Consider the following 14,388-nt stretch of genomic DNA (forward strand, 5'->3'; position numbering starts at 1 on the left):
TAGAAGAGCGCAGCCTAGAAGAGCACCGTGGCGTACGTGCCCTCCTGGCGGAAACCGACGCGGCGGTAGGCGGCGATGGCACGCTCGTTGTAGTCGTTGACGTAGAGCGAGACCGTGGGTGCCACCTCGGCACGCGTCGTCACGACGACCGCCGCCATCCCGGCCTCCGAGAGCCGCCGACCGCGGAACGGGGGCGCGACCCAGACGCCCTGGACCTGCGCGACCCCGACCGCGACCGCTCCGAGCTCGGCCTTGAACGCGACCTCCGCCCCGTGCGTGCCGTGCGCCAGCCGGATGAACGAGCGGCGCTCGGCGATCAGCGAGCGGACGCGCTGCTCGTAGGGCCCCTGCGGTCCGGAGGCGGGCGAGTAACCGACCTCTTCGGCGAACATGCGCACGCAGGCCGGGAGCACGAGGTCGTACTCGGTCGGACGCGAGTACCGGACGAACGGGTCGGGATCCACGAGCGGGTCGCCGTCGATCACGAGCGAGGGCTGGTTGGCGCGGACCTCGCGCGGTCGTGACCACGATCCGGCGAGCAGGTTCCAGAGGCCGAGGGCGGCGTGGGCCTCGCCGACGATGGACGAGCACCGCCGGCCCTGCGCCAGGGCCATCGCGGCGAACGCCTCCACGGCGCCGTCGACGCCCGGCGGGACGAGGGGGACGAGGTTCGCGCCCGACCAGCACAGCGCCTGGAGGCCGCCGTCCTGCTCGAACCCCCAGAGCTGCCCGCCCGACGCCGCCATCCCCATCCTGCGCGCCGCCTCGATCCGGCTCGCGGCCAGGACCGACTCGACCGGGAGCCGGGCGCACAGGTCGAGGGCGGCGGGCAGGTCGGCGTCGTCGAGGAGGCGGCCGCCGACTGCGGTCCCACCCAGCGTCGAGCCGCGCCAGCGTGCCATGGGGGGATTGTGCACCACCCGACTGGACGGCGCCCGGACATGCTCGGTCCAGCTGACCCGAGCCGACGACGTGCTCGAGACGGTGCCTCAGGAGACGGTGCTCAGAGGACGGTGCTCAGGACACGGTGACGACCGGCGACGAGGCCTCGACCGTCTCCATCGACTCCGCGATGCGCATGGCCTCCTCGATCAGGGTCTCGACGATCTGCGACTCGGGCACGGTCTTGACCACCTGGCCCTTGACGAAGATCTGACCCTTCCCGTTCCCGGACGCCACGCCGAGATCGGCCTCACGGGCCTCGCCCGGTCCGTTCACGACGCAGCCCATCACGGCGACCCGCAGCGGCACCTCGAGGCCCTCGAGCCCGGCGGTGACGCGCTCGGCCAGCGAGTACACGTCCACCTGGGCGCGGCCGCAGGACGGGCACGAGACGATCTCGAGCTTGCGCGGCCGGAGGTTGAGCGACTGCAGGATCTGGATGCCGACCTTCACCTCCTCGACCGGCGGGGCCGACAGGGAGACGCGGATCGTGTCGCCGATGCCCTTGCTCAGCAGCGCGCCGAACGCCGTCGCGGACTTGATCGTGCCCTGGAACGCGGGTCCCGCCTCGGTCACACCGAGGTGCAGCGGCCAGTCGCCGCGCTCGGACAGCAGCTCGTAGGCGCGCACCATCACGACCGGGTCGTTGTGCTTGACGGAGATCTTGAAGTCGTGGAACCCGTGCTCCTCGAACAGCGACGCCTCCCACACGGCCGACTCCACGAGTGCCTCGGGCGTCGCCTTGCCGTACTTGGCGAGCAGCCGCGGGTCGAGCGACCCGGCGTTGACGCCGATGCGGATCGAGACGCCCGCCTCGGATGCCGCGCGTGCGATCTCCTTGACCTGGTCGTCGAACTTCCGGATGTTGCCTGGGTTGACCCGGACGGCGGCGCAGCCCGCGTCGATCGCGGCGAACACGTACTTGGGCTGGAAGTGGATGTCCGCGATCACCGGGATCTGCGACTTCCGCGCGATCACCGGCAGCGCCTCGGCGTCGTCCTGGCTCGGCACCGCGACACGCACGATGTCGCAGCCCGACGCCGTGAGCTCGGCGATCTGCTGCAGGGTCGCGTTGATGTCCGTGGTCGGCGTCGTCGTCATGGACTGCACGCTGATCGGGGCGTCGCCGCCGACGTCGACCTTGCCCACCTTGATCTTGCGGGTCGGTCGACGCGGGGCCAGCACCGGGGGCGGCGCTTCCGGCATGCCAAGGTTGATCGGGATCGTCACCGTGCCAGTATCCCCCTTCGGCCGCCGAGCGCCCTCACAGGGTGACCGGGCGCACGATGTCCGCGTAGACGAGCAGCAGGCCGACGCCCACGAGCACGACGAACATCCCGTACGCGACCGGCATCATCCTGGCGACGTCCGCCGGGCGAGGTCGTGGGAGCCCGCGCACCCGCGCGACCTGGCGCTTGGCCCCTTCCCACAGCGCGCCGACGACGTGCCCCCCGTCGAGCGGCAGCAGCGGGATCAGGTTGAAGACGAACAGCGCGATGTTCAGCGCGGCGAGCAGGCCGAGCAGCGTGCGGACCTGTCCCGTGAGACCGAGGTCACCTCCGCCCTCGGCCGCCACCTCGCCCGCGAGCCGACCGATCCCCACCGGGCCGATCACCGACGTCTGGTCGCGCTCCTCGAGCCCGAACGCGGCCTGGGCGACGTCGACGATCCGCGCCGGGAGGGTGAGGACGATCGCCGCCGTCCCCGAGACCCCGGTCCACAGCGCGGTCGGGACGGTCGCGAGCGGCTGCCGCTCGAGCGCCCACGCGGGACCGACACCGAGGTATCCCACCGGTGCGAGGCGCGGCTCGCCGCCGGCATCGAGCACGACGGCCCCGTCCTCGACGACCGGACGATCCACCGTCACCGGGGTCACCATGAGCTCCCGCTCGGCACCGTCGCGCTGGACGGTGACGGCCACGGTCTCGCCCCCCGACCCGCGGATGAGCCGCGAGAGCTGGTCCCAGGAGGTGACCGCGACCCCGCCGAACGTCCGCACGACGTCGCCCTCCTGGAGGCCTGCTGCGGTCGCCGGTGACTCGGGGTCGCCCGAGGCGCACTCGGCGGCACCGGCGGCCGGGACGCACGAGGTGACCGACGAGACCGTCGGGACCGGCGTCGGCGACCCGAACCCGACGAGCATCACGGCGAGCAGGACGCCCGCGATGAGCAGGTTCATGACCGGCCCCCCGAGCATGACCGTCAGCTTCTTCGGCGTGGAGAGGCGGTAGAAGGCGCGGTGCTCCTCCCCGGGCCGGATCTCCTCGGCGCTCACCTTCCGGGCGTCCTGGGCGAGCTGCCCCGACCAGCCGCGCACCGGCGGGTTCCCGACGGCGTCCGGCGGCGGGTACATCCCCACCATGCGGACGTACCCGCCCAGCGGGATCGCCTTGAGGCCGTACTCGGTCTCGCCCCGGGTCCGGGACCACAGCGTCGGGCCGAACCCGACCATGTACTGGCTGACCCGCACCCCGAACCGCTTCGCGGGCACCATGTGACCGACCTCGTGCAGGGCGATCGACACGAGCAGGCCGACGACCATCACCAGCACGCCCACGAGGTAGGCCATCAGTTCTCCGTTCCGTACCTGCGCACCGGCCGCGCGACGAGAGGGCGTCCATCATCCCCCGTCCTCCTGGGTGCCTGCTGCACGTCGACGGCGGTCAGGCGCTGGACGGCGTCGAGGGCGTCGTCGCCGTCCCCGCGGCGGGCCGAGGGGTGCGCTCCTCGAGCGTCCACGGCGACCCGTACCCCACCGGCTCGGGCGCGGAGAGCAGGTCGAGGAACGGGACGGCGTCGAACGCCTCGGGACCGAGCACGCCCGCTCCCGACCAGACGCCGCGGGCCAGCAGCTCGAGCGCGAGCACGGGGTTCACCGCCGTCTGCCACACGACGCACTGGGCGCCGTACTCCGCCATCGACCACGCGTTGTCGACGATGTGGTGCAGGTAGACCTCGCGCGGCTCACCGTCGCGACCCCGGCCCGTCACCAGCACGCCCGCGCACGTCTTCCCGCGCATCCGCTCGCCGAGCGCCGCGGGATCGGGCAGGACGGCGGCGACGACGTCGCGCGGGCTCACGGCCACGGAGCCCGGCGCCGCAGGGTCGGCCGACCGGACCGGGACCGCCTCGGTGCGGTCGAGCCCGAGGGTGTGCAGCGTGCGCAGGACCGCGATGAACTCCTCGCCGAGCCCGTACTTGAACGTCACCTTGCGGGCACCGAGGAAGCGCGGCATGAGCAGCACCTCCTCGTGCTCGACGTGGACGCACTCGACCGGCCCGATGCCGCCGGGGAAGTCGAACACCTCGGGCTCGGAGAACGGCGGGACGGTGTACCAGCCGCGGTCCGCCTCCCAGATCACGGGCGGGTTGAGGCACTCCTCGATCGTCGTCCAGATGGAGAACGACGGCGCGAAGACCGGCTCCCCGTCGTCGCCCAGCACCACGAGGTCGGCGCCGTCGCGGGTCCCGAGCTCGTCGACCTCGCTGAACAGGTGGTCGACGGCGTAGCGGGCGAAGACGTCGGACAGCCCGGGCTCGACCCCCATCCCGACGAGCGCGAGGCGCCCGGCGTCGCGCCACCGGGAGTCGGCTGCGAACTGGGCGTCGCCGAGTTTGACGCCCGTCTCCTCGTAGGGTCGTTCCGGGTGCGGGCGCGAGAGCGACATCGCCATGTCGAGGTAGTCCGCCCCGGCGTCGAACGCGCCCTGGAAGACCGACATCACGAACCGGGGGTCCACGGCGTTCAGCACGTGGGTGGCGCCGTGCTCCCGCGCGAGGGCGGTGATCGCCGCGGGGTCGCTCGCGTCGACCCGGGCCGCCACGAAGCGCGGGCCCACCCGCGCGAGGTCGCGCGCGTTCGCGGCGGCGACCGTGCGGTCCGCGCGCGCGACGTCGAAGTCCGCCACGACCATCCGCTCGAAGAACACCCGCCGGGCGGCGATCCGCGCGACCGCGTCACCGACCCCACCGCTGCCGACCACCAGGATGCGCACGGATCCTCCTAGACCGCTCGGGCCGCCCGGCGTCGTCGGGCGGCCGCCGCGACCTGCACGGCGACCACCAGCACGAGCGCGAGGGCGAACATGATCGAACCGATGACGTTCGCCTGGGGCGGGATGCCCCGCGCGGCGGACACGTAGACGAACTTCGGGAACGTGGTGAACGCGCCCGAGTTGAAGTTGGTGATGATGAAGTCGTCGAAGCTGAGGGAGAACGCCAGCAGCGCCGCGGCCGCGATGCCCGGCACGAGCAGCGGAAAGGTCACCTTCCAGAAAGCGAGCCACGACGAGGCGTAGAGGTCGGCGGCGGCCTCCTCGAGCCGCGGGTCCAGGCTCGCCACCCGCGCCTTGACCGTGACGACGACGAACGAGACGCTGAACATCACGTGCGCGATCACGACCGTGCCGAACCCCGGCTGCACCCGCAGCGAGAGGAACTGAGCCAGCAGCGCCGCCCCGAGCACGACCTCGGGCGTGGACATCGGCAGGAAGATCAGCAGGTTGGCGGCGCTCCGCCCGCGGAACCGGTACCGGACGAGCGCGACGGCGACCATCGTGCCGAGCACCGTCGCCCCGGCGGTCGCGAGCAGCCCGACGGTGAGCGAGTTGACGAACGCCTCGCACACCTGCGGGGCCCCGCACGGGTTGCGCCAGGCGTCGAGCGTGAAGCCCTGCCACACGAGGTTCGACCGGCCCGCGTCGTTGAACGAGAACGCCACGGTGTAGGCGACCGGCACCAGCAGGTACAGGAACGCGAGCCCCGCGAACACGGGCACGACGGCGTCGCCCAGCGACCAGCCCCGTCGCCGCCGCGCGGCGCTCACACGAGGTCCTCGGTGCCTGCGCGTCGCACGTACGCGGTCACCAGGGCAAGGATCGCGAGCATGAGCACGACGGACAGCGCCGACGCCGTCGGGTAGTCGGCGACCCGGAAGAACCGCGAGTCGATGACCTGCCCGATCATCGCCGTGCTCGTGGGGTTGCCGAGGAGCACCGCGTTCACGTAGTCGCCCGATGCGGGGATGAACGTGAGCAGCGTCCCGGAGACGACGCCGGGCATCGACAGGGGCAGGGTCACGCGCCGGAACGTCGTCAGCCCGTTCGCGTACAGGTCTCCCCCCGCCTCGACCAGCCGCGGGTCGAGCCGCCCGAGGCTCGCGTAGATCGGCAGCGCCATGAACGGCAGGAAGTTGTACGTCAGGCCCGCCACGACCGCGAACGCCGTGGCGGTGAGCCGCCCGTCCGCCGGGAGCACCTGGAGCCACTTCAGCGCGGAGACGACGAACGCGTCGTCGGCGAGGATCTGCTTCCACGCGATCGTCCGCAGGATGAAGCTCGTGAAGAACGGCGCGACGAGCAGCACGAGGAGCAGGCCCTGGGCGAGCTGTCGCCCCCGCAGCCGGACCGCGACGACGTACGCCATCGGGTACCCGATCAGGAGCGCCGCGACCGTCGCGACGAGCGCGAAGGCGAACGAGCGGACCAGCTGGGGCCAGAAGGCCCTGAGCGCGGACGCGTAGTTCTGCCACTCGAGCGCCGGCTGGAACTGCCCGACGTCGCCACCGGGCACCGGCACGTAGAGCGAGGTCGCGAGCAGGGCGACGACGGGCAGGACGAAGAACAGCAGGAGGTAGACCAGCCCAGGCGCCAGCAGGAGGTAGGCGCCGCCCCGCGGGCGTCGACCCGGACGGCTCGTACCCGGCGGGGCGGCCGCCGGTCCCGACGCCGCGGCCTCGCTGCCGAGGGCGGCCGCGATGGTCATGCGCGGTCCAGGTCGACGACGCCGTCGGACGCGTCCGTCGACCCGTCGAGCCCGAACGTGAAGCGCGGCGCCCACGCGAGGCGCACCTGCGCGCCGAGCGCGACCTGCGCGCCGCCCGCCAGATTCTGCGCGAAGACGCCGAGCGTCCCGAGCCCCGGCACCTCGACCTGGTACTGCGTGCTGACGCCGGCGAAGGACACGTCGGTGACGCGCCCCGGCCCGACGACGTTCGCGTCGTCCGACAGCTCCTCGTCGGCGGGCAGGAGATGGATCTTCTCGGGTCGGACCCCCACCAGCACGTCGCCGTGGGTGCTCACGGCGCGGTCCTGCGGGACCACCAACCGGGTGCCGCCGACGTCCACCCCGACCCACCCGTCGCGTACCTCGCGCACCCGACCCGGCAGCAGGTTCGACTGCCCGAGGAAGTTCGCCACGAAGACCGTGCGCGGCAGCTCGTACAGCTCCGCCGGCGTGCCGAGCTGCTCGATGCGCCCGGCGTTCATGACGGCGACCTGGTCGGCCATGGTCATGGCCTCCTCCTGGTCGTGGGTCACGTGCACGAACGTGAGGCCGACCTCGGTCTGGATGCGCTTGAGCTCGACCTGCATCTGGCGGCGCAGCTTGAGGTCCAGGGCGCCGAGCGGCTCGTCGAGCAGCAGCACGGCCGGGCTGTTGACGAGCGCACGGGCGAGGGCGACCCGCTGCTGCTGGCCACCGGACAGCTGGGCGGGCCTGCGGTCCGCGAGGTGCGGCAGCTCGACCAGCGCGAGGCCGTCGCGGGCGCGCGCCACGGCGTCGGGCACGCGTCGGCGCCGCAGGCCGAAGGCGACGTTCTCCAGCACCGTCAGGTGCGGGAAGAGCGCGTAGCTCTGGAACACGGTGTTGACCGGGCGCTGGTGCGCGCGGCGCGCCGTGACGTCGGTGCCGCCGATGGTGATGGACCCGGAGGTCGGGTGCTCGAGACCGGCGACCATGCGCAGGGTCGTCGTCTTGCCGCACCCGGACGGCCCCAGGAGGGCGAAGAACGTTCCCGCCGGCACTGTCAGGGTGAGGTCGTCGACCGCGAGGTACGAGCCGAACGCCTTGGTCACGCCGACCAGGCCGAGGTCGGCGCCCGAGCCACCGGACGTCGGTCCGTCGGTCGCGCCGGCCGGGCCCGCGGCGTCCTGCACGCCCGTCGTCGTGCCGTGCGCCATCACGCCCCGATCGCCGTGAGGAAGTCGCCGTTGTACCGCGTCTCCTCCTCCGGCGTGAGCGTGCGGAAGACGTGGGCCTTCGCGAGCGTGGCGTCGTCCGGGAAGATCAGCGGGTTCTCCACCAGCTCGGGGTCGATCTCCGCCATGGCCTCCTGGGCGCCCTTGACCGGGCAGATGTAGTTGACCCAGGCGGCCACCTGGGCCGCGACCGCCGGGTCGTAGTAGTAGTTCATGAGCTCCTCGGCGTTGCGCTTGTGCGTCGCGCCCACCGGGACCATGAGGTTGTCCGACCAGATCGTGCCCCCGGCGTCGGGCAGCGCGAACGACCAGCGGTCGTCGTTCTCGAAGTTGATCTGGGTGATGTCGCCCGACCACCCGATCACCGCGACGGCGTCGCCCGAGATGAGGTCCTCCTTGTACGAGTTGCCCTTGACCTGGCGGATCTGCCCGTTCGTGATCTGCTCCTCGAGCACCGCGAGCGCGGCGTAGAACTCGTCGTCGCCCCAGGCGCCCGCCAGGTCGACGCCCTGCTCGAGCATGATCAGGCCGACGGTGTCGCGCATCTCCGAGAGCACCTCGACCCGGCCGCGGTACTCGGGGTTCCACAGGTCCGACACGCTGCGCATCCCCGCCGGCACCCGGTCGTTCGCCCACGCGATCCCCGCGAACCCCGACTGCCAGGTGAGGGAGTTCTTGCGGCCCGGGTCGAAGTCCACGTTCTTGAGCCCGTCGAGCAGGTTGTCCGCGTTCGGGATGTTGGCCCGGTCGAACTCCTGGGTGTACCCGAGCCGGATCAGGCGCGCGGTCATCCAGTCCGTCAGCGTGATGATGTCCTGACCGATGTCCTGACCGCGCGCGAGCTGGCCCTGGACCTTGCCGAAGTAGGTGTCGTTGTCGTCGATGTCCTCGGCGTAGTAGACGGTGATCCCGGTCTGCTCCTGGAAGGTCTCCAGCGTCGGGTACGTCTGCGTCTCCTCGTCGTAGTCGAGGTAGAGGGTCCAGTTCGCCCAGTACACGCTCTTGTCGGTCGCCGAGACGTCCCGGCCCTGCACGGCCGACGACGACGTGCCCGTTGCGCCACCGCCCGTGCCGCACGCCGTGAGCACCGCCGCCAGGCCCGCCATCCCCGCGCCCAGCTGCAGCACGCTGCGGCGCGACACCGCCCCGGAGTCCCCGGGGCCGAACCGCCGCTCGCGCTGGGACCGCTCCCGCCGCGCCTGCTGGACGAGCGCACGGATCACCGGGTCTGCGGGGAGGTCGGGCCGACGGGTCATCTGGGCGCTCCGCTCTCGTGGCTGGCATAGCGGTCACCGCGGGACAGCGCCGCTGTGGGGATGCTGGCACCCCGAACCCGCCAGCACAAGCAAATCAGTGGCGCAACTCACCGGTAGCAACGAAAACGTGACCGTATCGCCCGGGCGACCGCCCGATCCGGTGTCGGCGCGCGACCGCCGGCGTCCCCCGACGACCTAGCCCGCCAGGTTGGTCATCACGTGCTTGATGCGCGTGTAGTCCTCCAGGCTGTACATCGACAGGTCCTTGCCGTACCCCGAGTGCTTGAACCCGCCGTGCGGCATCTCGGAGACGAACGGGATGTGCGTGTTGATCCAGACGACGCCGAAGTCGAGCGCCCTCGAGACCCGCATCGCGGTGCCGTGGTCCTTGGTCCACACCGAGCTCGACAGCCCGTAGTCGACGCCGTTCGCGAGCGCGATCACCTCGGCCTCGTCGCGGAACGTCTGGACGGTGATGACCGGGCCGAAGATCTCCACCTGGCTCGCCTCGTCGTCCTGCCGCAGCCCGTCGACGACGGTCGCCTCGTGGAAGAAGCCGACGTCGCCCTGCCGGTGCCCGCCGGTCAGGACGCGCGCGTGGTCGGGCAGCCGATCGAGGAAGCCGAGAACCTGCTCGAGCTGGTTGGCGCTGTTGACCGGGCCGTAGGCGATCCCCTCCTCGTCCGGGCGGCCGGTTCGCTGCGTCCTGGCCTGCGCGGTGAGAGCGGCGACGAAGTCGGCGTGCACCGACTCGTGCACCAGCACGCGCGTCGCGGCGGTGCAGTCCTGACCCGCGTTGTAGTAGCCGCCGACGGCGATCCCCTCGGCCGCCGCGGCGAGGTCGGCGTCGCCGAACACGATCACGGGCGCCTTGCCGCCCAGCTCGAGGTGCACGCGCTTGACGTCGTGCGCGGCGCTCCCCGCGACCTCCATCCCGGCCCGGACGGAGCCCGTGATCGAGACCATGTCGGGGATCCGGTGGTCGACCAGCGCGCGGCCCGTGTCGCGGTCCCCGCACACGACGTTGAGCACGCCCGCCGGGAGGAACTCGGCCGCGACCTCGGCCAGGAGCAGCGTCGAGGCGGGAGTGGTGTCCGACGGCTTGAGCACCACCGTGTTGCCCGCCGCCAGCGCCGGTGCGATCTTCCACACCGCCATCATCAGCGGGTAGTTCCAGGGCGTGACCTGAGCACACACCCCGATCGGCTCGCGGCGGACGAACGACGTGTGGCCCGCGAGGTACTCCCCCGCGCTCGCGCCCTCGAGGACCCGCGCGGCGCCGGCGAAGAAGCGGAAGTGGTCGCTCGACGGCGCGACCTCGTCGGTCGCCATGATGCCGAGCGGCTTGCCGGTGTTGCGCACCTCGGTGTCCACGAAGTCCTGGGTCCGGGCCTCGATCGCGTCCGCGAGCCGCAGCAACGCCAACTGGCGCTCGCCGGGTGTCGCGTCGCGCCAGGCCGGGAACGCCCGGGCCGCTGCCTGCAGGGCGCGGTCGACGTCCTCGGCGCTCGAGACCGGCGCGGTCGCGTACGCCTCGCCGGTGCTGGGGTCGACGACGTCCGAGGTGCGCCCGGACGTCGGGTCGACGTAGGCGCCGTCCACGAAGTTCCGCAGCGTCGTCAGTGCCGTGCTGGTGGTGGTCACAGCGTTCTCCTTCGAACCGGCCACGCGGGAGTGGATGGACCCCCGACGGATCCGAGGCTAGTGGAGTCGGCGCCGAAATCAACGGTGCGTCGGTGGCGACTGGACACCGGAATCAGCAGTTGCGCACCGCGTCGGCCACGAAATCGCTTGCGTCCGGGCATCGGGACAGGCAACTATCGTCGAGTGACCACGCGCCCCCGGAGCTCGTCGACCCCTGTGCTCGACGCGACGTCGAAGGCGATCATCGAACAGCTGCAGGAGGACGGCCGGCGCGCGTACGCGACGATCGGCAAGGCCGTGGGCCTCTCGGAGGCCGCGGTGCGGCAGCGGGTCCAGCGGCTCGTGGAGTCCGGCGTCGTCCAGATCGTCGCCGTGACCGACCCCGTGCAGGTCGGCTTCGCCCGTCAGGCGATGATCGGCATCCGCTGCGAGGGCGACCTCGAGGCGATGGCGGATGCCCTCGCCGACCTCCCCGAGGTCGACTACGTGGTGATCACCGCGGGCGGCTACGACCTGCTGGTGGAGGTCGTCTGCGAGGACGACGACCACCTGCTCGAGGTGCTCAACGGGCGGATCCGCGCCCTTCCGGGCGTCCACGGCACCGAGACGTTCGTGTACCTGAAGCTCCGCAAGCAGCTCTACAACTGGGGGACCCGATGAGCAGCGCCGCCCACTCCGTCACGCCGCGAGGCACGGCCCGCGACGACGCCGCGCGCCGCCACCTGTGGGGCCACTTCACGCGGCAGAGCGCCTGGGACCACGACGTGCCGACCATCGTGCGCGGCGAGGGGCACCACATCTGGGACGACACCGGCCGTCGCCTCATCGACGGCCTCTCGGGCCTCTTCGTCGTCCAGCTCGGTCACGGGCGCGCCGAGCTCGCCGAGCGCGCCCGTTCCCAGGCCCAGGAGCTCGCGTTCTTCCCGCTGTGGTCCTACGCCCACCCGCAGGCCATCGACCTCGCCGAGCGGCTCGCCCACCACGCCCCGGGCGACCTCAACCGGGTGTTCTTCACGACGGGCGGCGGGGAGGCCGTCGAGACGGCGTGGAAGCTCGCCAAGCAGTACTGGAAGCTGCGCGGCATGCCCACCAAGCACAAGGTGATCTCCCGGTCGATCGCCTACCACGGCACGCCGCAGGGAGCGCTGTCGATCACGGGCATCCCGAGCATGAAGGCGCCGTTCGAACCGCTCGTGCCCGGCGCCCACAAGGTGCCGAACACCAACATCTACCGCGGACCCGTCGAGCTGCGCGACGACCCGAAGGCGTTCGGCCGGTGGGCCGCGGACCGGATCGAGGAGGCGATCCTCTTCGAGGGGGCAGACACGGTCGCCGCGGTCTTCCTCGAGCCGGTGCAGAACGCCGGGGGCTGCTTCCCGCCGCCCCCGGGCTACTTCGAGCGGGTCCGGGAGATCTGCGACACGCACGACGTGCTGCTCGTCTCCGACGAGGTCATCTGCGCGTTCGGCCGGATCGGTGAGGTCTTCGCGTGCGACGACCTGGGCTACGTCCCGGACATGATCACGTGCGCCAAGGGGATGACGTCGGGGTACTCCCCCATCGGCGCGCTCATCGCCTCCGACCGGCTGTTCGAGCCGTTCGCCACCGGCGCGACGACCTTCTACCACGGGTACACGTTCGGGGGTCATCCCGTGTCGGCCGCGGTCGCCATGGCGAACCTCGACCTCTTCGAGGAGGAGGGCATCACCGACCGCGTGCACCAGAACGCGCCGGTCTTCCGGCGGACGCTCGAGAAGCTGCTCGACCTGCCCATCGTCGGCGACGTCCGCGGCGAGGGGTACTTCTACGGCATCGAGCTCGTCAAGGACAAGGAGACCCGCGAGACGTTCGACGACGACGAGAGCGAGCGGCTGCTGCGCGGGTTCCTGTCCAAGGCCCTGTACGACGCCGGCCTCTACTGCCGGGCGGACGACCGCGGCGACCCGGTGGTCCAGCTCGCCCCCCCGCTCACGTGCGGACCCGCCGAGTTCGACGAGATGGAGCAGATCCTGCGCGGCGTGCTGTCGGAGGCGTGGTCGCACCTCTGACCCGGTGCGGTCAGGAGTGCGTGAGGAGCTCGTTCGTGCGCGCCCTCGCCCACGTCTCGGCGGCCAGGACCTCGTCCAGCGTCAGCGCGTCCAGCGCCGTCGCGCCGTCGTGCTCGGCCAGCGCCCGCTCGACGGTGTCGACGATGTCGAGGAAGCCGATCCGGCCCGCGAGGAACGCGGCGACGCACTCCTCGTTCGCCGCGTTGTACACGGCGGGGTGGGTCGCCGAGGCCGCCACGGCGGCCCGCGCCAGCCCGACGGCGGGGAACGCCTCCTCGTCGAGCGGCTCGAACGTCCAGCTGGTCGCGGTCGACCAGTCGCACGCGGGCGCGACGTCGTCGAGCCGCTCGGGCCAGGACAGGCCCAGGGCGATCGGCAGCCGCATGTCGGGGGGCGACGCCTGGGCGATCGTCGACCCGTCGACGAACTCGACCATCGAGTGCACGACGGACTGCGGGTGGACCACCACGGTGATGTCGTCGGTCGGGACGCCGAACAGCAGGTGCGCCTCGATGAGCTCGAGCCCCTTGTTCATGAGCGTCGCGGAGTTCACGGTGACGACCGGGCCCATCGACCACGTCGGGTGCGCGAGCGCCTCGTCGGGCGTGACCGGCTTGAGATCGTCGCGCCGCCGGCCGCGGAAGGGACCGCCGGACGCCGTCAGGATCAGCCGGCGCACCTCGCTGCGGGCACCGGACCGCAGGGCCTGTGCGATCGCCGAGTGCTCGGAGTCGACCGGGACGACCTGGTCCGGCCGACGCAGCGCACGCGCGACGAGCGGCCCGCCGACGACCAGCGACTCCTTGTTGGCGAGGGCGAGCGTGCTCCCCGCCTCGAGGGCAGCGAGGGTCGGACCGAGGCCGACCGAGCCGGTGATCCCGTTGAGCACGACGTCGGTGCCCCGCCCGGCGAGCTCCGTGGCGGCGTCGGGCCCGACCAGCACCTCGACGCCTGCGGACGCGTACCCCGCCGCGAACGCGGCGTCGGCGACCGCCGCGAGCACGGCCGGGGCGGCGTCGGCGTCGGCGACGGCCACCGTCCGGACCCCGAGCGCGACCGCCTGGCGGGCCAGGGCGACGGGGTCGCCGCCGCCTGCGGCCAGCCCTGTGACCGTGAACCGGTCACGGTGCCGGGAGAGGACGTCGATCGCCTGGGTCCCGATGGACCCGGTCGACCCGAGCAGGATGACGCTGCGCTGGTTCACCGTGGCATTCTGCCCTGCCCTGCCCTGCGCTCCGCCTCACTCGGCGTCGAGGTCCGTCTCGAGGAGCCCGGCGAGAGCCTCGAGCGCGTCGTCGGCCCCGTCCCCCTCGGCGCGCAGCACGACGACGTCGCCGTGCGAGGCGCCGAGGCTCATGAGGGACAGGATGCTCGAGGCGTCCATCGCCTCCTCGGCCGGCTCGCCGTCCATGGCGATGGTCACCGGCACGGGCTGGGCCCCGGCGGCCTTGGCGAAGATCGCGGCAGGCCGGGCGTGCAGCCCGACGCGGCTGGCGATGGTGGCTCGGCGTTCGGTCATGG

13 protein-coding genes are annotated in these 14,388 nt (G+C 72.2%); 2 read left to right on the forward strand and 11 right to left on the reverse strand.

What is annotated here, in order from left to right:
- Positions 1–14: 14 nt before the first annotated feature.
- The 9 genes from HIR71_RS04875 to HIR71_RS04915 form a co-directional block, all read right to left on the reverse strand.
- Complete coding sequence (locus tag HIR71_RS04875; protein ID WP_169323936.1) at positions 15–902, reverse strand: GNAT family N-acetyltransferase; 888 nt, start codon at positions 900–902, stop codon at positions 15–17.
- 115 nt (positions 903–1,017) lie between these two features.
- Complete coding sequence (gene ispG / locus HIR71_RS04880; RefSeq protein WP_211373807.1) at positions 1,018–2,148, reverse strand: flavodoxin-dependent (E)-4-hydroxy-3-methylbut-2-enyl-diphosphate synthase; 1,131 nt, start codon at positions 2,146–2,148, stop codon at positions 1,018–1,020.
- A gap of 58 nt (positions 2,149–2,206) precedes the next feature.
- Positions 2,207–3,511 (reverse strand): M50 family metallopeptidase, encoded by a 1,305-nt coding sequence (locus HIR71_RS04885; protein ID WP_169323938.1) that lies wholly within the window; start codon positions 3,509–3,511, stop codon positions 2,207–2,209.
- A gap of 94 nt (positions 3,512–3,605) precedes the next feature.
- On the reverse strand, positions 3,606–4,937 hold the full coding sequence (locus HIR71_RS04890) for a saccharopine dehydrogenase family protein (RefSeq protein ID WP_169323939.1): 1,332 nt from the start codon (positions 4,935–4,937) through the stop codon (positions 3,606–3,608).
- 8 nt (positions 4,938–4,945) lie between these two features.
- A complete protein-coding gene (locus HIR71_RS04895) occupies positions 4,946–5,767 on the reverse strand; it encodes an ABC transporter permease (RefSeq protein WP_169323940.1) in 822 nt (273 codons plus the stop codon).
- Positions 5,764–6,705 (reverse strand): ABC transporter permease, encoded by a 942-nt coding sequence (locus HIR71_RS04900; protein WP_169323941.1) that lies wholly within the window; start codon positions 6,703–6,705, stop codon positions 5,764–5,766. Before HIR71_RS04900 ends, HIR71_RS04895 begins: the two co-directional genes overlap by 4 nt.
- A complete protein-coding gene (locus tag HIR71_RS04905; protein WP_169323942.1) occupies positions 6,702–7,901 on the reverse strand; it encodes an ABC transporter ATP-binding protein in 1,200 nt (399 codons plus the stop codon). The genes HIR71_RS04900 and HIR71_RS04905 overlap by 4 nt, the downstream gene beginning before the upstream one ends.
- Positions 7,901–9,175: an ABC transporter substrate-binding protein gene (locus HIR71_RS04910; protein WP_169323943.1), complete on the reverse strand. Its 1,275-nt coding sequence runs from the start codon at positions 9,173–9,175 to the stop codon at positions 7,901–7,903. The genes HIR71_RS04905 and HIR71_RS04910 overlap by 1 nt, the downstream gene beginning before the upstream one ends.
- 195 nt (positions 9,176–9,370) lie before the next feature.
- On the reverse strand, positions 9,371–10,819 hold the full coding sequence (locus HIR71_RS04915; protein ID WP_311836096.1) for a gamma-aminobutyraldehyde dehydrogenase: 1,449 nt from the start codon (positions 10,817–10,819) through the stop codon (positions 9,371–9,373).
- Positions 10,820–11,002: 183 nt separating this feature from the next.
- Between HIR71_RS04915 and HIR71_RS04920 the strand changes: the two genes are divergently transcribed.
- Positions 11,003–11,479 carry an Lrp/AsnC family transcriptional regulator gene (locus tag HIR71_RS04920; protein ID WP_169323944.1) on the forward strand — a complete coding sequence of 159 codons (477 nt, stop codon included), beginning with the start codon at positions 11,003–11,005 and terminating at the stop codon, positions 11,477–11,479.
- A complete protein-coding gene (locus tag HIR71_RS04925) occupies positions 11,476–12,867 on the forward strand; it encodes an aspartate aminotransferase family protein (protein WP_169323945.1) in 1,392 nt (463 codons plus the stop codon). The genes HIR71_RS04920 and HIR71_RS04925 overlap by 4 nt, the downstream gene beginning before the upstream one ends.
- 10 nt (positions 12,868–12,877) lie before the next feature.
- On the opposite strand, the gene dxr is transcribed toward HIR71_RS04925, so the two are convergent.
- Positions 12,878–14,071 (reverse strand): 1-deoxy-D-xylulose-5-phosphate reductoisomerase, encoded by a 1,194-nt coding sequence (gene dxr, locus HIR71_RS04930; RefSeq protein ID WP_169323946.1) that lies wholly within the window; start codon positions 14,069–14,071, stop codon positions 12,878–12,880.
- Positions 14,072–14,107: 36 nt separating this feature from the next.
- Complete coding sequence (locus tag HIR71_RS04935; RefSeq protein WP_169323947.1) at positions 14,108–14,386, reverse strand: HPr family phosphocarrier protein; 279 nt, start codon at positions 14,384–14,386, stop codon at positions 14,108–14,110.
- Between the last annotated feature and the right edge of the window lie 2 nt (positions 14,387–14,388).

It is taken from the genome of Cellulomonas fimi (assembly GCF_012952065.1).
GTDB classification, from domain to species: domain Bacteria; phylum Actinomycetota; class Actinomycetes; order Actinomycetales; family Cellulomonadaceae; genus Pengzhenrongella; species Pengzhenrongella fimi_A.

Coding starts and splice junctions, on each gene's coding strand:
- HIR71_RS04875 (WP_169323936.1), bottom strand. CDS start 902: ATGGCACGCTGGCGCGGCTCGACGCTGGGTGGGACCGCAGTCGGCGGC.
- ispG (WP_211373807.1), bottom strand. CDS start 2,148: ATGCCGGAAGCGCCGCCCCCGGTGCTGGCCCCGCGTCGACCGACCCGC.
- HIR71_RS04885 (WP_169323938.1), bottom strand. CDS start 3,511: ATGGCCTACCTCGTGGGCGTGCTGGTGATGGTCGTCGGCCTGCTCGTG.
- HIR71_RS04900 (WP_169323941.1), bottom strand. CDS start 6,705: ATGACCATCGCGGCCGCCCTCGGCAGCGAGGCCGCGGCGTCGGGACCG.
- HIR71_RS04905 (WP_169323942.1), bottom strand. CDS start 7,901: ATGGCGCACGGCACGACGACGGGCGTGCAGGACGCCGCGGGCCCGGCC.
- HIR71_RS04910 (WP_169323943.1), bottom strand. CDS start 9,175: ATGACCCGTCGGCCCGACCTCCCCGCAGACCCGGTGATCCGTGCGCTC.
- HIR71_RS04925 (WP_169323945.1), top strand. CDS start 11,476: ATGAGCAGCGCCGCCCACTCCGTCACGCCGCGAGGCACGGCCCGCGAC.
- HIR71_RS04935 (WP_169323947.1), bottom strand. CDS start 14,386: ATGACCGAACGCCGAGCCACCATCGCCAGCCGCGTCGGGCTGCACGCC.